This window comes from Mangrovimonas sp. sgz306409, assembly GCF_059735265.1.
This window is the reverse complement of record NZ_JCAPEU010000010.1, coordinates 54,299-74,176: the sequence shown is the minus strand read 5'-3', so window position 1 is coordinate 74,176 and position 19,878 is coordinate 54,299. Positions and strand designations below refer to the sequence as shown.

The 19,878-nt window shown below is 38.1% G+C and carries 16 protein-coding genes; 9 read left to right on the top strand and 7 right to left on the bottom strand.

Annotation, left to right across the window (positions count from 1 at the left end; translation table 11 throughout):
• The 4 genes from AC6I5C_RS16140 to AC6I5C_RS16125 form a co-directional block, all read left to right on the top strand.
• On the top strand, positions 1–2,115 hold a 2,115-nt coding region (locus AC6I5C_RS16140; RefSeq protein WP_497906044.1), incomplete at its 5' end, for a fibronectin type III domain-containing protein.
• Between the two features lie 8 nt (positions 2,116–2,123).
• Positions 2,124–3,518, top strand: coding sequence for a tyrosinase family protein (locus AC6I5C_RS16135; RefSeq protein ID WP_497906043.1), 1,395 nt, complete (start codon positions 2,124–2,126; stop codon positions 3,516–3,518).
• A 64-nt stretch (positions 3,519–3,582) separates the two neighbouring features.
• A complete protein-coding gene (locus tag AC6I5C_RS16130) occupies positions 3,583–4,920 on the top strand; it encodes a phenylacetate--CoA ligase family protein (RefSeq protein ID WP_497906042.1) in 1,338 nt (445 codons plus the stop codon).
• A gap of 22 nt (positions 4,921–4,942) precedes the next feature.
• Positions 4,943–5,974 (top strand): sugar-transfer associated ATP-grasp domain-containing protein, encoded by a 1,032-nt coding sequence (locus AC6I5C_RS16125; protein WP_497906041.1) that lies wholly within the window; start codon positions 4,943–4,945, stop codon positions 5,972–5,974.
• Positions 5,975–6,038: 64 nt separating this feature from the next.
• Here the strand turns inward: AC6I5C_RS16125 and groL are convergent, their stop codons facing one another.
• From groL to miaB, 7 genes are all read right to left on the bottom strand, one after another.
• Positions 6,039–7,670: a chaperonin GroEL gene (groL, locus tag AC6I5C_RS16120; RefSeq protein ID WP_053975932.1), complete on the bottom strand. Its 1,632-nt coding sequence runs from the start codon at positions 7,668–7,670 to the stop codon at positions 6,039–6,041.
• Between the two features lie 82 nt (positions 7,671–7,752).
• Entirely contained in the window at positions 7,753–8,028 is a 276-nt protein-coding gene (locus AC6I5C_RS16115; RefSeq protein WP_053977040.1) for a co-chaperone GroES, read from the bottom strand.
• A gap of 147 nt (positions 8,029–8,175) precedes the next feature.
• Positions 8,176–8,532 (bottom strand): preprotein translocase subunit SecG, encoded by a 357-nt coding sequence (gene secG, locus AC6I5C_RS16110; RefSeq protein WP_076662141.1) that lies wholly within the window; start codon positions 8,530–8,532, stop codon positions 8,176–8,178.
• Positions 8,533–8,537: 5 nt separating this feature from the next.
• A complete protein-coding gene (locus AC6I5C_RS16105; RefSeq protein ID WP_497906040.1) occupies positions 8,538–9,518 on the bottom strand; it encodes a DUF8458 domain-containing protein in 981 nt (326 codons plus the stop codon).
• A gap of 13 nt (positions 9,519–9,531) precedes the next feature.
• Positions 9,532–10,041 carry an LptE family protein gene (locus tag AC6I5C_RS16100; RefSeq protein ID WP_497906039.1) on the bottom strand — a complete coding sequence of 170 codons (510 nt, stop codon included), beginning with the start codon at positions 10,039–10,041 and terminating at the stop codon, positions 9,532–9,534.
• Positions 10,041–11,309 carry a sigma-54 interaction domain-containing protein gene (locus AC6I5C_RS16095; RefSeq protein WP_497906038.1) on the bottom strand — a complete coding sequence of 423 codons (1,269 nt, stop codon included), beginning with the start codon at positions 11,307–11,309 and terminating at the stop codon, positions 10,041–10,043. The genes AC6I5C_RS16100 and AC6I5C_RS16095 overlap by 1 nt, the downstream gene beginning before the upstream one ends.
• Before the next feature lie 92 nt (positions 11,310–11,401).
• Positions 11,402–12,847, bottom strand: a complete 1,446-nt coding sequence (gene miaB, locus AC6I5C_RS16090) for a tRNA (N6-isopentenyl adenosine(37)-C2)-methylthiotransferase MiaB (RefSeq protein ID WP_497906037.1) — start codon at positions 12,845–12,847, stop codon at positions 11,402–11,404.
• Positions 12,848–12,989: 142 nt separating this feature from the next.
• Between miaB and AC6I5C_RS16085 the strand changes: the two genes are divergently transcribed.
• From AC6I5C_RS16085 to porL, 5 genes are all read left to right on the top strand, one after another.
• Positions 12,990–13,733, top strand: a complete 744-nt coding sequence (locus AC6I5C_RS16085) for a hypothetical protein (RefSeq protein WP_497906036.1) — start codon at positions 12,990–12,992, stop codon at positions 13,731–13,733.
• Between the two features lie 159 nt (positions 13,734–13,892).
• Positions 13,893–16,382, top strand: a complete 2,490-nt coding sequence (gene topA / locus AC6I5C_RS16080) for a type I DNA topoisomerase (protein ID WP_497906035.1) — start codon at positions 13,893–13,895, stop codon at positions 16,380–16,382.
• A 14-nt stretch (positions 16,383–16,396) separates the two neighbouring features.
• Entirely contained in the window at positions 16,397–17,563 is a 1,167-nt protein-coding gene (locus tag AC6I5C_RS16075) for a formimidoylglutamase (RefSeq protein ID WP_497906034.1), read from the top strand.
• A 202-nt stretch (positions 17,564–17,765) separates the two neighbouring features.
• Complete coding sequence (gene porK / locus AC6I5C_RS16070; RefSeq protein ID WP_497906046.1) at positions 17,766–19,124, top strand: T9SS ring complex lipoprotein PorK/GldK; 1,359 nt, start codon at positions 17,766–17,768, stop codon at positions 19,122–19,124.
• Positions 19,125–19,199: 75 nt separating this feature from the next.
• A complete protein-coding gene (gene porL / locus AC6I5C_RS16065; protein ID WP_053975922.1) occupies positions 19,200–19,847 on the top strand; it encodes a type IX secretion system motor protein PorL/GldL in 648 nt (215 codons plus the stop codon).
• Positions 19,848–19,878 lie beyond the last annotated feature (31 nt).

Genomic DNA, 19,878 nt, shown 5'->3' with positions numbered 1-19,878 from the left:
ACGCCTGTGGATAACGAAGCGCCGAGCATTCCCGAAGGTCTCAATGCGACCAATGTTACAGAAACAGGTGCGACCATTAATTGGGAGGCTTCCACGGATAATGTTGGTGTGGTGGACTATGAGGTATTCCAAGATGATGTTAGCATAGGTTTTAGTGGTGGAACGCTGACTTTTGATGTTACAGGATTGGATGCCTCTACAAGTTATGATTTCACGGTGACAGCTATAGATGCTGCCACCAATGCCTCGGCACCCAGTGCGGTACTGGAGGTAATAACTTTGACGCCTGTGGATAACGAAGCGCCGAGCATTCCCACAGGTCTCAATGCGACCAATGTTACAGAAACTGGTGCGACCATTAATTGGGAGGCTTCCACGGATAATGTTGGTGTTGTGAATTATGAAGTATTTCAAAACGGACAAAGTATTGGTTTAAGTACTGGCGCTCTATTTTTTAACGTTACAGGATTAACAGGGGACACGACCTATGACTTTACGGTAAGTGCCATTGATGCCTCCGATAATGCTTCCGATCAGAGTGCCATCTTGCAGGTGACTACCGCAAATTCTCCCGACATTGAAGCCCCGAGCGTCCCCATAGGTCTTAGTGCCAACAGTGTCTCCGACACCGGTTTGACATTGAATTGGGAGGCTTCCACGGACAATGTTGGGGTTGTGAATTATGAAGTATTTCAAAATGGACAAAGTATTGGCTTAAGTACTGGTGCTCTAATTTTTAACGTTACGGGATTAACAGGGGACACGACCTATGATTTCACGGTGAGTGCCATTGATGCTTCTGATAATGCTTCCGACCAGAGTGCTATTTTACAGGTGACCACGGCAAGTCCACCGGACATTGAAGCGCCAAGTGTTCCCACAGGTCTCAATGCTACCAATGTCACCGACACAGGTTTGACATTGAATTGGGAGGCTTCCACGGACAATGTTGGAGTGGTAGATTATGAAGTATTCCAAAATGGACAAAGTATTGGCTTAAGTACTGGTGCTCTATTTTTTAACGTTACAGGATTAACAGGGGACACGGCCTATGATTTCACGGTGAGTGCCATTGATGCCTCCGATAATGCTTCCGATCAGAGTGCCATCTTACAGGTAACCACCACAAGTCCACCGGACATTGAAGCCCCGAGTATTCCCATAGGACTTAATGCCACGAATGTCACTGACACGGGCTTGACATTGAATTGGGCGGCTTCGACGGACAATGTTGGAGTGGTAGATTATGAAGTGTTCCAGAACGGTCAAAGTATTGGCTTTAGTGGGGGAGCTCTAACTTTTAATGTTACGGGACTTATCGGAGAAACGACCTATAATTTTAACGTTACTGCTATAGATGCTTCTGATAATGCGTCAAATCAAAGCGCTGTATTGCAGGTGACCACCTTGACTCCTCCAGATACCGAGGCGCCAAGTATACCAACTGGACTTCTTGCTACGAATGTTACGGATACAGGATTGATATTGAATTGGGGAGCATCAACCGACAATGTTGGAGTGGTAGATTATGAAATTTTTCAGAATGGTCAAAGTATTGGGTTTAGTACTGGAGCTGTAATTTTTGTTGTAACAGGACTTACTTCAGAAACCTCTTATGGTTTTTCCGTGTCGGCTCTGGATGCTGCAGATAATAGTTCTAATCAAAGTGCGGTATTGGATGTTACTACTACTTCTGGGATTATCGATTATACTTCGTTAAATTCTAATCTAGACACGGTAGATTGGACTGGAAGAGATTTGTTCGCTGCAAGAAATATAGGAATTGGAACCACCAATACGCAAGGTTATCGGTTAGCGGTAGCGGGTAATATGATAGCAGAGGAGGTTAGGGTTGCATTACAGGCTTCTTGGCCTGATTATGTTTTTGATAGTAACTATAAGCTACCAACTTTGTTGGAAGTTAAAAAACATATAGAAGAAAAAGGACATCTGCTTAATGTGCCGAGTGAAAGTGAGGTGAAACAACAAGGTGTTGGATTGGGGGAAATGAATGCCATTCTATTGGAGAAAATAGAGGAATTAACACTTTACATACTCCAACAGGATAAGAGAATTCAACAATTAGAAGAAAAAGTGGAAGCGCTTAAAAATTAATGAGTTAAATGAAAAAGGCGTTGAAAATATATGTAATTTTAATGTGTCTATTGGTTCAAACGGTTTGGACTCAAAGCATACGTAAAAACTATCAGGAAATGACGCAATACGAAAGAGATGAATTGGTAAATGCGTTTTACGAGCTTCGTAACGGCCCTGATTTGGTAGCAGATTTGGCTCAGTTTCATTCAGATTTTTTCAATTTTGATAGTTCTGCAGATCCCACACAACTAGATATTCATTTTAATCTTCCCGATGAGCCAGAACGTCAAATTTTCTTTGCTTGGCATAGATATCAAATGTTTGAAATGGAACAGGCCATGCAGGAATTAAACCCGGATATAAGTATTCCTTGGTGGGATTCATCTGTGGATCAATCTATAAATTCACCTTTGTGGAACGCGGATTTTATGGGGTCTTTTGATCAGGCATGGGCCTTGAATAGAAATTATGCAACGGTAAATGAAATTAGTTTTTTACCTACCACTCAAGATGTGATTAATGTTCAGGCTATTGTAGATTTTTTGGAATATGCTAATACCATGGAAAGGGGGCGTGTACATTCAGGTGCACACAGGTGGGTAGGAGGGGCCATGCCTACACCTTTATCTCCTAGAGATCCTGTTTTCTATTTACACCATACCTTTGTGGACAAATTGTGGGATGACTGGGAAACAGCTAATCCTGGGGGATCTTCGCATATCATTACTTCTATGATTCGTTATGATGGTACCTATGTCTTTAATGGGGAAGTATTGCCTTTGGTAGACCCGGATGATATTACAGATAGTAATGTGTTAGGAGTTTTTTATGCAGAAAATCAACTTGCCAATCTCTCAGATTATGTGGTGTCCAATTCTCATCATAGCATAGAAAATTTCTACTATCAATTCATTATAGATGTTGGAGATAGCTTTTTGGTGCCCTCGGGCACAAACTGTCAAGTTACTTCCGTAAATCAAATAAATTTATTGCCAGGATTTACAGCGCAATCGGGAAGTTCTTTTGTCGCTACGATTGATACAGAAAATCAAACGTCAAGGTTGGATAATACAAGTTTATTGGCTTCCAGAATTAATAATCCAAATCCGTTTGATTATGACCCAGCAATCCTCAACAAAGAGGCGTATAATCCAATTGACCCTATTTTCGAATCGATTATTTCAGTTTCTCCCAATCCGTTCAATACTTATTTAGACCTAAAAATTGAAGATACAAACAAGCTAGGGATGGATGAGGTCGTGATTTATGATATTTCCGGCCGTGTAATTTTAAATAGAGTTTTTGAGAATACTAATGCTTATCATTTGGATTATCTGAATTATTTAGAGAGTGGTATTTATGTTGTGGAGATTTTAAATAATAAGAAATTGGTGTTGAGGAAGAAAATTGTAAAAGAATAAATTGTGGGCTAGGGTACTTGCTCATGGGTATTTTTTTTGGAATTAATTAATAGTAGCTATTGGGATGTTAGAGTTGTTCAGGAGAAAAGTGTTTTGGTGTGTTGACTTTTTAAAAGGCAACCATATAAAAAATCAATATACAGAGGTTAAAGAGATTCTGAGCAATCTCAATTCCATAAATTCAAGGCAAAAGCAAAAGGAGAATTTAGGCGCTATTTTGAAGCACGCTGTATCTTCTACACAATTTTACAGTTCTTATAAAGGCTTTATGGACCTCTCTGATTTTCCAATTATTGATAAAAATATTATTGTTAATTATTATGATGATTTTAAATCAGTAAAGTACTTGGATCAGGAAAATTTTTCGGCCTATACGAGTGGTTCTACCGGTACACCGTTTAAAGTGTATCAAAACCTAGACAAAAAATATAGGAACTCAGCAGATGTCATTTACTTCGCAGAGCAAGCAGGGTTTAATGTTGGTGATAAATTGTTTTATATAAGGCATTGGGACCAATACAACAGTAAATCCCCATTCGAAGCTTGGAAACGACATATTTATATGCATCCCGTTTCTAAGTTGACTCAAAATGACATTAAAGGCCTGTTGCATGAAATTGAAGGTAACAGTTCACGAAAAGGAATAGTATCCTATGCCTCTGCATTGGACGAGATTCGGGATTACATTTTGAAATCAGGTAAGGAAGTTTCCAATGACTGCGGAGTGCAATCTATAATTGCTGTAGGAGAGAAATTAAATCAAGAAACGAAGGAGGTTATCGAAAACTATTTTGGGGTAAAGGTTGTTTCTCGATACTCCAATGTGGAAAATGGAATTATAGCCCAACAATTGTTGGGAGATAGCAACGGATTTTACATTAATTGGGCCAGTTATTATGTGGAAATTTTAAAACTGAACAGTGCAGAACCTGTTGAAAGAGGTGAGTTAGGTAGAATCGTAGTGACGGATTTGTTTAATGAATGTATGCCAATGATTCGTTATGATACTGGGGATATCGGGATGATGGATTATGAAGACGATACTCATAATGAATATCCTGTTTTGATGAAGATCGAGGGGAGAAAAATGGATATGATTTACGACTCTAACGGTAATTTTATTTCTTCTTATGCAGTTTATAATATCTTAAAGTATCCTCATATAAAACAGTATCAATTTATTCAGGAGGATGATAAAAAATATTTGTTTAAATTAAATGTGGATAAGGCCTTTAATTCCGAGGAAGATATTAAAGAGGAATTCTTAAAGTTGTTGGGAACAGATGCAGAGATTGAGTTTGATTATGTTAATGAAATTCCATTGCTGTCCTCTGGAAAAAGAAAATTTGTAGTAAACAAAAGTAGGAAATCGGGAAGGGGTAAAGGAATGGCAACTATTTAACAACCTAAGAAAAATTGTTAGCATGAAGCAAAATCGATTGGCTGTTTTCTTAAAAGATAAAAACAAAAAGCCCCCCTTAAAGATAATTAAAGAATGTACTGTACTGTTATTCCAAAAACGGGAAATACCGTTTTACTATTTTAAATACTTATATCGAAAGAATGTAGTCAATTATCAAGACTATATTGGCACCAAAGAGGCCAATAGAATTAAATATAGGGACACATTCCATAAAGAGGAGTATTTGACGATAATATCTAATAAGTTAAATTTTTCACTGTTTTGCAAACAAAACGATTTGCCTGTCCCAGGCTTGGTTAGTCATAATTTTGAATCCCATTTTTTTTATAAAAAGCAACTTCATATTGTAGAGAATTTGAAGGGGTTAATTGAGTTTTTCAATATGGTTTTTAAGGATTCTGGGCAAACAGTACTTTTCCTTAAGCCAATTTCACTTTATGGAGGAACAGGGTGTTATAGAATTTCAAAAGATACCTTGGAAGAAGATTTGAGTAACAATAAGGAGTTTCTTTTAAAGAATTGTTGCATTCATGAAGAAGTAGTAGTGCAGCATGAGGAAGTAAATAAAATTCATCCTAATTGTGTGAATACGATTAGGGTTGAAACATTTATTGATAAACAGAATCAAATTCACATCTTGTCCGCTTTTATGCGCTTTGGAGTGGGGAGTGGTTTTGTGGATAATGCCCATGCTGGTGGTTTTTATGTCGGGATAGATCTTGAAAAAGGGACCTTAAGAGATGTGGGACATCAATATATGGAGTATGGCGGAGCTGAATATAAGGAGCATCCTGATTCTGGTTTTGTTTTTAAGGATTATCAAATCCCTTTTTTTAAGGAAGTAAAGGAATTGGTGATTCAAGCTGTGAAATGCCTCCCTGATCGTTACATTGGGTGGGATATTGCCATTTCTAAGGACGGCCCTGTCATTATTGAAGCTAATGAATATCCTTCTATTTTTATGGCGGATATAGCCTATGGTGGCTATTTAAAGCATCCGTTGTATCGAGGTATTTTAGAAGAAGTTAGTTGAAAAATAACATAAAAAAACCGAAGCCACTAAGCTTCGGTTTTTTTATGTTTAATGAAGGTTGATATTACATCATACCTGGCATTCCGCCACCTCCCATTGGAGGCATGGCAGGTGCATCTTCTTTAATATCGATTAAAGCACACTCTGTAGTCAAGATCATTCCAGATACAGAAGCAGCATTTTCAAGGGCAATACGGGTTACTTTCTTAGGGTCGATGATACCTGCCTCAAGCATGTTTACATAAGTTTCAGATTTCGCGTCGTAACCAAAATCTTTTTCTCCTTCTTTTACTTTGGCAACTACTACGCTTCCTTCACCACCTGCGTTTTCAACGATAGTACGTAAAGGAGCTTCAATAGCACGTGCTACAATTTGGATACCTGTAACTTCATCTAAGTTTTCAGTAGTAATGCTATCCAATACAGCTTTGGCTCTTACAAGGGCCACACCACCACCAGCTACGATACCTTCTTCAACTGCGGCTCTTGTAGCGTGTAAAGCATCGTCCACACGGTCTTTTTTCTCTTTCATTTCAACTTCACTTGCAGCACCAACGTAAAGTACCGCTACACCTCCAGCCAATTTGGCCAAACGCTCTTGTAGTTTTTCTTTATCGTAGTCTGAAGTAGTTGTTTCAATTTGAGCTTTGATTTGGTTTACTCTTGCTTTAATGTCATCAGCACTTCCAGAACCATTAACAATTGTAGTGTTGTCTTTATCGATTGTTACAGTTTCTGCAGTTCCCAACATGCTCAAGTCTGCGTTTTCAAGAGAGAAACCTCTTTCTTCTGAAATTACTACACCACCTGTAAGGATTGCGATATCTTCAAGCATTGCTTTACGACGGTCACCAAATCCTGGAGCTTTAACAGCAGCAATCTTTAAGCCTCCACGAAGTTTGTTAACTACCAAAGTAGCCAAAGCTTGACCTTCAACATCTTCAGCAATGATTAATAGAGGACGGCCAGATTGTGCAACTGGTTCCAAAATTGGAAGAATTTCCTGTAAGTTAGAAATCTTTTTGTCGAACAATAAAATGTATGGATTGTCTAAATCGGCAATCATTTTATCTGCATCTGTTACGAAGTAAGGAGAAAGGTAACCTCTGTCAAATTGCATACCTTCTACAACGTCTACATAAGTATCGGTTCCTTTAGCTTCTTCAACAGTAATCACACCTTCCTTTCCAACTTTAGAAAACGCTTGAGCGATTAAATCACCAATAGTGTCATCGTTGTTGGCAGAAATGGCAGCAACTTGTTTGATTTTTTCAGAAGAGTTTCCTACTTCTTGAGATTGGTTTTGTAATTCGGCAGTAATAGCTTCAACAGCTTTGTCGATACCACGCTTTAAATCCATTGGATTTGCGCCTGCAGCAACGTTTTTCAAACCTTCTTTTACGATAGCTTGTGCCAAAACGGTTGCAGTAGTAGTACCGTCACCTGCCAAATCATTGGTTTTGGAGGCAACTTCCTTCACCATTTGAGCCCCCATGTTTTCAAGCTCATTTTCAAGCTCTACTTCTTTGGCTACACTTACACCATCTTTGGTTACTTGAGGCGCACCAAAAGAACGACTAATGATTACGTTACGACCTTTAGGCCCTAAAGTTACTTTAACTGCATTTGCCAATGCATCCACACCACGTTTTAAACCGTCACGTGCTTCTATATCGAATTTTATATCTTTTGCCATAATAAATTCTTTTAAAATTTAAATTGAAATATTTTTAAACGTTAAACTCATTGAGAGCGTTGTTGGTAGTTTTGAAAGGGAATTAGACAATTGCAAGAATGTCGCTTTCTCTCATGATCAAATAATCTTTACCTTCCAATTTTAGCTCAGTACCGGCATATTTTCCGTACAATACCATCTCTCCAACTTGTACAGTCATAGGTTCGTCTTTGGTTCCGTTACCTACAGCAATTACTTTTCCTTTTTGGGGTTTTTCCTTTGCAGTGTCAGGGATAATGATTCCTGAAGCTGTTTTAGTTTCTGCTTCTACAGGCTCAATAAGAACTCTGTCTGCTAATGGTTTAATGTTTAATCCCATTGGTATTATATTTTTATGATTAATTAAACTTGTTTTTCGAAATTGGATGAAGCCAAAAATGTGCCAATTCAAAGTGACTGACAAACTTTCAGTAACAAAAAATGCCAACCGAAGGGGTTGGCATTTTTAATGAATTTATAAATTCAATTAGTTTGTTGAATCGTTGCTTACAGGATTACTTTCTTGAGTAGCTGGCGTTGTTGCAGCAGGAGTTTCTTGAACTGGTTGCTCAACAGTAGAATCGTCTAAAGCTTTAGATTCTGCAGCTCCATTTCCACCGCCAATAGCTACATTAGATAACAAGATAAGCGCCAATAACACGGTAGCCAATCCCCAAGTACTCTTGTCTAGGAAGTCGGTAGTTTTTTTAACACCTCCCAATTGTTGGGTGCCTCCACCTCCGAAAGAAGAAGATAACCCGCCTCCTTTAGGATTTTGTACCATAATCACTACGATCAACAAAAATGCGATAAGCACAATAAGTATTAAAAAAACTGTAAACATGATTCTTATTCTTTAGTATTATTTTCTTGTAATTTTTTAACTGCTTTAATTTGGTCTGCAAAGAAACCACTTTTTTCTGGATATTTCAAACTTAAAATTTTATAAGATTGAATAGCCTTGTCATAATTTTTTTGTTCTAGATAAATTCTGGCCAAAGTTTCTGTCATTAAGCCGTCATTTTGGTTGTCATCCTTGTTGAGGTTGAGTTTCGGGCTTGGTGCAACTTCTTTTGAAGGTACAATTTTAGGGTTGCTGCTCAAGAATTTATCAATAAGGTTCAATTTGCTATCCATTGGCCTTGCTTTTGGTTTGGGCTCTGGCTCTTCTGGAATATCTGTAACTGCTACTTTTTCTGGAGCAATATTTGGTTGCCTTTCAATGGGTTTAAAACTGGTTATTTTAAGCCATTCTGAAAAGGAGTGGGTTTCGTTTTTTTCGAAATCCAAAGGTTTACCAATCTGAAGTTGCTCTTCCGGGCTTTGCTCAATATTTTTAGTGTCTACTGCAATAATTTGCAGTTCCTCGATTTCCTCCGTAGTAATTTCAACTTCTTCGATTTCCTCCTCTTCGGTAATTTTTTCTTCAAACAAAAATGGGTCCAAGACCCTTTCGGAGTCTTTGATGTGCTGTTTTAGTGCGTCATCAATAAGAACACTTTTATTTACGGAAATATCACTTTCTTCATTCACATCTAATTGCTTGATGTGCTCTGAATTCTGTTTTATTTGAAATGAAATCTCATTTTGGTTGAAAGCTTCGGAAGTGATATAATCAAAAAGGATGCTGCGGTCTGTGGTGTAGGCAGCAGTGGTTTTCAATTCTGGATTGTATCTAAAGCTTTCAGTATGTTTCAATCCTTTTAAATGCAATGCACGTGCCGCCTGAAAATAAGGATATTCCTTAATCACAGCCGTGATGTCACTCAATTGCTCCGAAGTAAATTCCTGAGGGTGTTGAAGTAGATATGTAATATCCTGCAATTGCATAGGTTGAATTAAATTACCATTTAGCTAATGTAGCATTAAAAATGTCTTGTGTCAACCTTTCAAAAATTTCTTCAAAGGCGGTGTCTCTTGTGCTTCCTATAAGTTGCGCCGCGGCGGGGTAATCATAGAAGAAGGAAAAACGTTGTTCAAGATCTTCTTCTGGATGAACTCTATCATAAAAACGGACATTCACGCCAATAGTGAGCCTATTCTGTGCAGCTTTGTTATCAGATGTCGCTGTAGTTGGAGAAATACGGTATTCGGTAATTTCACCTTCGTATACCAAATCACCTCCAGAGTTTACTAGGTTCAAACTAGTTTGGTTTACTATTAAATCTTGAAGGGCTAGGGTAAAGTCTCTATCCAGACCAGGCTCCACCAAAGGCGCATTGTTTTGGAAATAATTTACCTGAAAAGTTTCTATTCCTGCAAGAGTTTGAACACCTGTAAAACTATAATTAACTTTACAGGATACCATTACAAATGAAAGGGCACACAAAAGGAAGTAGGTTAAAAATCTCATTATAGGTCGTATTGTTTTATTTTACGGTAAAGGGTACGTTCACTAATACCGAGTTCGGCAGCAGCCAATTTACGTTTTCCTTGGTGACGTTCAAGTGATTTTTTTATTAATTCCAATTCCTTATCCTGTAATGACAGTGTTTCTTCCTCGTCAATTTCTTCTGCAAAATGGTATTTGTCTATTGGAGGTTCGGGAATATCTATTGGTTCATGGGTTTTCTCCGGAATAGACAATACTTCTAAATCTTCAATGTCACTTATGTCATTTTCATCTGCCGAAGCATTCCCGTAGATTTTGGAAATCAAGCCTTCGTGATCTTTTTGAATGTCTTTGACATTGCCATTTTTCATAAGCTCCATGGTCAATTTCTTCAAATCGTTCAAGTCGCTTTTCATGTCAAAAAGTACCTTGTAGAGAATTTCACGTTCACTACTAAAATCACTTTCGGATTTGGTAGTACTGATCACCGCAGGAAGATTGCTGCCTCCACTTGGCAAATAATGTTGCAATGCTTGGGCGTTCAATGTCCTATTGTGTTCCAGTACCGAAGCTTGCTCAGCAACGTTTCGCAATTGACGAATATTACCATTCCACCTGTATTTCTGCAACAAATCAATAGCATCGTCCGTAAGTTTCACGGTTGGCATTTTGTATTTCAGCGCAAAATCGCTGGCAAATTTTCTGAACAGCAAATGGATATCTTCCTTTCGCTCACGAAGTGGAGGAATGTTAATTTCAACCGTACTTAAACGATAATAAAGGTCCTCTCGGAATTTCTCTTTTTTGATGGCCTCGAACATGTTCACGTTGGTCGCCGCCACAATACGCACGTTGGTTTTTTGGACCTTACTAGATCCTACCTTAATGAACTCCCCATTTTCCAAAACACGTAGTAACCGGACCTGAGTGGTCAAAGGCAGTTCTCCAACTTCATCAAGAAATATGGTTCCGCCATCGGCTACTTCAAAATATCCGCTACGGGTTTGGGTAGCTCCTGTAAAGGCGCCTTTTTCGTGCCCAAACAATTCACTGTCAATGGTTCCTTCTGGAATGGCACCACAGTTAACAGCTATATATTTTCCATGCTTTCTGTGGGAAAGCTGATGGATAATTTTCGGAATACTCTCTTTTCCAACACCACTCTCTCCCGTAACCAATACTGAAATGTCCGTAGGGGCAACCTGTATGGCTTTTTCAATGGCACGATTAAGTTTTTGGTCGTTACCAATGATTCCGAATCGTTGTTTAATGGCTTGTACTGATTCCATTTTATCTGTTAGATTTTAGAGTTAAGAGAAAAGAACCAAGATTTTTTGGGTTCTCTTGATTCCTTTTTCTTTGTTCTACTGTCTTTTATAATCTAATTATTTTCTGAATATCCTACAGCTTCTCCAATTAAAGTTGCTGAAGTACATTCAGTAATCTTCACATTTACAAAATCTCCCACTTTGTAGTTTTCTTTAGGGAATACCACCACGGTGTTTTGGCTGTTTCTTCCAGACCAATGAGCGTCAGATCTTTTGGATTCTTTTTCAATCAACACTTCCTCAACTTTACCAAGATGTTGCTCGGTGCGGTATAGGGCATGTTTTTGTTGTAATACTATGATTTCTTCCAAACGACGTTTTTTGGTCTCTTCAGGAACATCATCTTCCATTTTTCGCTCTGCCAAAGTACCTGGTCTTTCAGAATATGCAAACATAAATCCGAAGTCGTATTTTACATATTCCATCAAGCTCAATGTGTCTTGGTGGTCTTCTTCAGTTTCGGTAGGGAAACCAGAAATCATATCTTGAGAAATGGCACAGTCTGGAATGAGTCTTTTGATATTGTCAATCAACTCAAAATACTCTTCACGCGTATGCTGACGGTTCATTTCCTTCAAAATACGGTTACTTCCGCTTTGAACAGGTAAGTGGATGTAATTACAGATGTTGTTATGTTTGGCCATGGCTTCAATCACATCCAAAGTCATGTCTTGAGGGTTGGATGTTGAAAAGCGGAAGCGCATTTTTGGTTGCGCAGTGGCACACATTTCCAAAAGGTTCGCAAAGTTAACAGCCGTAGCTTTTTGCATGTCTGAGGCCTTTTCGAAATCTTTTTTAAGTCCGCCGCCATACCAAAGGTAACTGTCTACATTTTGTCCCAAAAGGGTCACTTCTTTATAGCCTTTGCTCCAAAGGTCATTGATTTCTTCCATAATACTCTGTGGGTCACGGCTGCGCTCACGACCACGAGTAAAAGGAACGACGCAGAAGGTACACATATTGTCGCAACCTCTTGTGATGGATACAAAAGCTGTAACCCCGTTTGAGTTTAAACGCACAGGAGAAATGTCGCCATAGGTTTCCTCTTTGGAAAGAATCACGTTTACAGCATTCCTTCCTTCGTCCACTTCGGCAACAAGGTTAGGCAGGTCTTTGTAAGCATCTGGACCTACAACAAGGTCTACAATTTTTTCTTCTTCTAGGAATTTACTTTTTAAGCGTTCTGCCATACAGCCCAAAACACCAACTTTCATGTTGGGGTTGATTTTTTTTACGGCATTATATTTTTCCAAACGTTTACGTACCGTTTGTTCTGCTTTGTCTCTAATGGAGCAAGTATTTACCAAAACCAAATCGGCATCTTCAAGGTTTTGGGTGGTGTTAAATCCGTTTTCAGAAAGAATCGAGGCTACAATTTCACTGTCGCTAAAATTCATTTGGCAACCATAACTTTCAATAAACAGTTTTCGCTGGTTACCTTCCTTTTGTTCTAAAACAAGGCTTTGGCCCTGCTTGTTCTCTTCTATAATCTTTTCCATATATAATACTGAAGCGTTCCGTGTTCAATAAGTGTGCAAAGATACGATTTATTTGTAATCTATGACAAGATGGCAGTGTTATTGTTGATTTTAATATGTTAATAATATGGCTTATTTTTAACAGGTAACCAATTAATTAAATATGACTTTTTCAGAACTTCAATCCAAAATTAATGTTGCCAAACCATTGGATTTTGGCACTATCTTCAGTAATTGTATCGAGCTTTTTAAAAAAGTTTGGGTACAAGGTCTTATCATGATTTTGATAACTATTGCCATGTTGGCGCCATTCTACATTATAATGTATTTGCCAATGGTGGCTATGGGTATTTGGAATCCGGAAGCTTTACAGGATAATAATGTAAATCCATTCTTGATGATTCCTTTTGTGGTGTTTATGTTGCTGTTTACTTTTTTTGCCATGGTCATCGCTTTTGGGCTTAAGGCATCCTTTTACCGAATTTGCAAGGCGAAAGATCTTGGTTTGGTGGAAAAGGATGATTACTTCTATTATTTGAAGAAACCTTATTTGGGAAAGGTAGTTAAGTTGGCGTTGATCAGTTACGGGATTTCTCTGTTGGCTGCAATGTTGTGCGTATTACCTATATTATATGTTATAGTTCCAATAAGTTTAATGAATGTGATTTTTGCCTTTAATCCAGAAATGGCTGTTGGGGACATTGTGAAGTCAAGTTTTGATTTGGGAAACAAGAAGTGGCTTATCACTTTTGGTTTGATTGTAATTTCGGGATTGTTTGCTGAAGTTATTGGGCTTGTGCTTTGTGGGGTTGGACTTTTGATAACAGCATCGTTTTCTTACTTGCCGGTATACTATATATATAAGGACAGTGTTGGTTTTGAACCTTACGAATTACCTTTGGAATAGCTCATTTCTATTCATTTTAATTATAGTTGTAAAAGTCTGAATTTTTTCAGGCTTTTTTTGTTAATCGATAAAAATTGCACAATATCTGAGGGTTAAAAAATATTAAATTAGGAGGATATATTTTTTTTGGTATACATTTGTAGCCTTAAAATAAGAAAAATGGCAAAGAATTTAGTAATAGTTGAGTCCCCAGCGAAGGCAAAAACCATCGAAAAATTCCTTGGAAAGGATTTTAAGGTGGAGTCTAGTTTTGGACATATTGCAGATTTGCCTTCAAAAGAATTGGGGGTAGATGTTGATGGAGATTTTAAGCCAAAATATCTAGTGTCCAAGGATAAGAGAGAAGTTGTTAAAAAACTAAAGAACTTAGCAGGTAAAGCAGAAACCATATGGTTAGCAAGTGATGAGGACCGTGAAGGAGAAGCGATTGCATGGCACCTTGCTGAGACTTTAAAATTGGATAAAGCCAAGACCAAGCGTATCGTATTCCACGAGATCACAAAGACGGCTATCCAAAAAGCAATTGAGAACCCGAGAGGGATAGATTATGATTTGGTAGATGCGCAACAGGCGCGTCGTGTGTTGGATAGAATTGTTGGTTATGAGTTGTCTCCAGTATTGTGGAGAAAGGTGAAGGGAGGGCTTTCGGCAGGACGTGTGCAATCTGTGTCCGTTCGGTTGATTGTGGAGCGCGAACGCGAAATCCAAAATTTTACTGCGGAAGCGTCTTTTAGAATAGATGCCGAGTTTTCAAATGAAGATGGGCAAGTGTTCAAGGCGAAACTTCCGAAGAACTTCAGTACAAAAGAAGAGGCCTATGCCTTTTTGGAAGCCAATGCCAAAGCAGAGTTCAAAGTTGCTGATCTAGAGAAAAAGCCGGCGAAAAAATCACCGGCAGCACCATTTACCACGTCTACTCTACAACAGGAAGCTGCTCGTAAATTGTATTTTTCGGTAAGTAAAACCATGACCTTGGCACAGCGCCTTTATGAATCTGGATTGATTACTTATATGAGAACGGATAGTGTGAATCTATCAGATGAGGCAAGAGCAGGAGCCCAAGCCGAAATTAATTCCGCTTACGGATCAGATTACAGTCAGCCACGAAATTATAAAGGAAAGGCTAAAGGAGCGCAGGAAGCTCACGAGGCCATTCGTCCTACTGATTTTTCACGTCATTCCATTAGTGTAGATAGAGATCAAGATCGTTTGTACGATTTAATTTGGAAACGTGCCATTGCTTCCCAAATGAGTGAAGCTAAATTGGAACGTACCAATGTAAAGATTAGTTCGTCTACCGATAGTAATGTGTTTACTGCAAATGGAGAGGTGATTACTTTTGATGGATTCCTGAAAGTGTATTTGGAAGGAACCGATGATGAAGATATTGAACAAGAAGGAATGTTGCCAGCACTTAAGGTGAATGAAACGCTCCTTAATAATTATATAACCGCAACCGAACGTTATACAAGACCGCCAGCACGTTATACCGAAGCTTCTTTGGTGAAGCAATTGGAAGAATTGGGAATTGGTAGACCGTCTACCTATGCGCCAACCATTTCTACCATTCAAAATAGAAATTATGTTGAAAAGGGGAATGTTGACGGAGTTGAACGTCCTTACAGTCAATTGAAACTTCAAAACGGTTCGGTAAAAGAAAAAGAGCTTACGGAAAAAGTAGGTTCTGATAAAGGGAAATTAGTTCCTACCGATATTGGGATGATTGTAACCGATTTCTTGGTGAATCATTTTGAGACGATTTTGGATTATAACTTTACGGCAAAAGTAGAAGAGGACTTTGATGAGATTGCCGAAGGTAAAGTAGATTGGTCCAAAATGATGAAGGACTTTTATAAAGATTTTCATCCTCAGGTAAAAGATGTAGAGGAAAATGCCGAAAGAGAATCTGGAGAGCGTATCTTGGGTGTGGATCCTAAAACGGGAAAACAAGTAAGTGTGCGTTTAGGTAAATTTGGGCCTATGGTACAAATTGGGACGGTTGATGATGAAGAAAAGCCACAATTTGCTAGTTTAGCGCCAGATCAGCAGTTAAGTTCCATTACTTTTGAAGAAGCTATGGACTTGTTCCAATTGCCGAAAACTTTAGGGGAATTTGAGGGAGAAGTTATAGAAGTTAACAACGGACGTTTCGGTCCCTATGTGAAATTTGGAAATTCTTTCGTATCCTTGCCGCAGGGAATGGATCCTTTGAGTGTAGAGTTGGAAGATGCAATTGTATTAATCAAGGAAAAACAAGAGGCAGACGCTCCTATATATATGTATCAAGATTTACCTGTGCAAAAAGGTAAAGGTAGATTTGGACCATATATAAAATGGAACAATATGTTTATTAATGTCAATAAAAAGTATGATTGGGACAATCTTTCTCAATCAGACATTGTAGAACTTATTGAGGATAAAATTCAAAAGGAGAAAGATAAGCTTATCCATGACTGGAAAGAAGAAGGCATTAGAGTGGAGAAGGCTAGATGGGGTAGGCATAATGTTATAAAGGGCAAAGTAAAAGTTGAATTGCCCAAAACGGAAGACGTTTCTAAAATGACTTTGGATGAAGCCAAAGCTATCATTGAAAAGAACGCTCCAAAGAAAAAAACGACAAGAAAAAAAACGGCAACCAAAAAGAAGTAATAGGAGTACCATAAATGAGCTTTAGTTTTTTAACCCCCATATCCGATGCTGTGCTAGCCCATAGCGAATTATTATCGCAACAAGCACTAGGAAAAAAAATTAGGGTTCACTCAAAACAACACGGATTTCCTGATTTAGAAGGAGTGCAAATGGCTGTCATAGGTGTGCATGAAAACCGAAATGATGTCGATTACATGGGGGAAATAGTTGCTTTTGATTCTATTAGAACTTCTTTGTATAGCCTTTTCCCTGGAAATTGGTACACCACCATGGCCGATTTAGGGGATATTCTCCCAGGAGAAAGTGTTGAAGATACTTATTTCGCTCTTAGAACTACTATAGGTAGTTTGTTGGAAAAACAAATCATACCTATAATATTAGGAGGGAGTCAAGACTTAACGTATGCCAATTACAGGGCATATGATACCATAGCGCCTATGATCAACATTGTAAATGTTGATAGTAATTTTGATTTAGGTGATGCATCACTTCCTATTAAGAACAATAGCTTTCTTGGAAAGATCATTTTAGAAGAGCCCTTCAATCTATTCAACTATTCTGCTGTAGGCTATCAAACCTATTTTAATTCGCAGGAGGAAATAGACTTGATGGAAAAGCTCTATTTTGAAGCTTACAGATTAGGAGAAGTTTCCAATAGTATTAGTTTGGTAGAACCGGTTATGAGAGATGCGCATATAGTAAGTGTAGATTTAAAATCGGTGAAAGCCTCAGAACTTAGCTCAAGTCAACGCTATTCTCCAAACGGTTTGGATGGGAAGGAAATTTGTGCAGTAGCTAGATATGCAGGTATCAGTAATAAGGTATCCTCTTTTGGGATATATGAGTTTAAGCCGTCTAGGGAAGATGGGGTAACGGCGATGCTGGTTGCGCAAATGATATGGTATTTCATCGAAGGAGTAAACTGCAGGGTAAAGGATGATGATTTTAAAAATGATGCTAATTATCAGAAATACAATGTGTTAATTGAAGATGATGAGCTGATATTTTTTAAAAGTATTAAAACTGGAAGATGGTGGATTGAAATCCCTTTTTTACCAAATGTTAATAATAAATTGAAAAAGCATACGTTATTACCTTGCATGTACGAAGATTATGTGGAGGCTACTCAAGGCAAAATTCCTGAAAGATGGTATAAGGCCTATAAAAAGAATAGTTTTTAGTATCTTTACTTTTTGATTTTTTTAACACTTTATCATCGATGAAATGCAAACTTTATAGGATGAAATGCAAAAAAAATCAAAAAAAAATTGTTTTTTTGAAAATATATAGATATGTTTACAGCCTTTAAAAAAATACGCTCAGTGTTTTTTTGAAAAAAAAGATAATTACAACTAAATAATTTAACCTCGAGTTTCTATGAATATGAAGAAGTTTGCTTTATTAACCGCTGTATTGGCTCTATTACACAGTTGTAGCTCTGGTGACAGAGGAGAACTGGTAGGAGTTAAAGGAAAGAAATGGCATCCTGAAAAACCTTATGGTATGACCCTTGTTCCGGGAGGAGCATTCATCATGGGTAAATCGGATGATGACCTAGCTGGTGTGCAAGATGCACCAACTAAAACGGTAACCGTAAGGGCGTTTTATATGGACGAAACTGAAATCACAAATAGTGAGTATCGTCAATTCGTGAATTGGGTTCGTGATTCTATCGTAAGAACCAAGTTGGCGATCCTAGCCGATGAAATCGGTAAAACACCAGATGATGGTGGTATTGGTGAGTTTGCATTTAAAGATGCTGACACTGCCAATATGAGTGTGTACGAAAAGTACATGTTGGATAACTATAGTGGTTTGGGCCCAACAGGATATGAAGGTAGAAAGCTTAATAAGGATGTAGACCTTATTTTTGATACCAACGATTATCCAGATGAGTACTACGCTGAGGTTATGGATACCATGTATCTTCCTATAGAGGAGTCTTATAATGGACAGCGTACTTGGGACGTAACTAAGTTTAAGTTCCAGTATACTTATATGGATATTCAAAAGGCTGCTAAAAACAGAAACCTTAGAAGGAGTGATGTGTTGATTACTGATGAAGTAGCTGTATATCCGGATACCACCGCTTGGATTCGTGATTTTGCATACTCCTATAATGAACCAATGCATAACGATTATTTCTGGCATGATGCTTATGGAGCATATCCAGTGGTAGGTGTGTCTTGGAAACAAGCTAATGCATTCTGTCAATGGCGTACTATTTATAAAAATGGTTACCAGAAATCTAGAGGTAAAGCTCATGTTAACTCTTTCAGATTGCCGTCTGAGGCAGAGTGGGAGTACGCTGCTAGAGGTGGTCTTCAAGGAGCTACTTTCCCATGGGGAGGTCCTTACACCAAAAACGATAGAGGATGCTTTATGGCAAACTTCAAACCGCTACGTGGAGATTATGCAGCAGATCAAGCTTTGTATACTGTAGAAGCTGATGCATATGAGCCAAACGATTATAACCTATATAATATGGCCGGTAACGTGTCTGAATGGGTACAAGGATCTTACGATCCAGGATCGTATGAGTATTTCTCTACAATTAACCCTAACGTAAACGATGCTGCTAACGAGCGTAAAGTAGTACGTGGTGGGTCTTGGAAAGATGTTGCCTACTTCTTACAGGTAAGTTCAAGAGATTATGAGTATGCAGATTCAGCTAGAAGCTACATCGGATTCAGAACTGTACAAGATTACATGGGTACTGAAGTAACCAAAAATTCACACTAAAAATATTAAAACTAAAATCTATTATTAACCTACTTAAGTAATAATACATATTAACTTAAACTAAAAACAAAAATTATGGCACAGTCAAAAGCAGGTAAGCGTTTTATGAACATGGCTTACGGATTAGGAGCATCAATCGTAATCATTGGAGCACTTTTTAAGATTACTCACTTCGAATTAGGACCACTTACTGGTAACGTAATGTTAACTATTGGTCTTGTATCTGAAGCAATTATTTTCGCGATTTCCGCATTCGAACCAGTAGACGATGAATTGGATTGGTCTTTGGTTTACCCAGAATTAGCTGGAGGTAAGTCAGCTCCAAAAGCTAAGAAAGAAGAGCCTAAAGACGCTGAAGGTCTTTTATCTAAAAAATTAGACAACTTGTTGAAAGAAGCTAAAATTGATGGTGAATTGATGGCAAGTTTAGGAAACAGCATCAAAAACTTCGAAGGAGCTGCAAAAGGAATCAGCCCTACAGTAGATTCTATCGCTGCTACTAAAAAGTATGGTGAGGAATTATCTCAAGCAGCTGCTCAAATGGAGTCTTTAAACAGTCTTTATAAAGTACAGTTAGAAAGTGCATCACGTCAGGCTTCAATTAATGAAGAAGCAGTAGAAAACGCAGCTAAACTTAAAGAACAAATGCAATCTTTGGCATCTAACTTGTCTACACTTAACGGTGTTTACGGTGGAATGCTATCTGCTATGAACAAAAACTAATTAGGTTTTTTAGTCTGAAATTTAAACAATT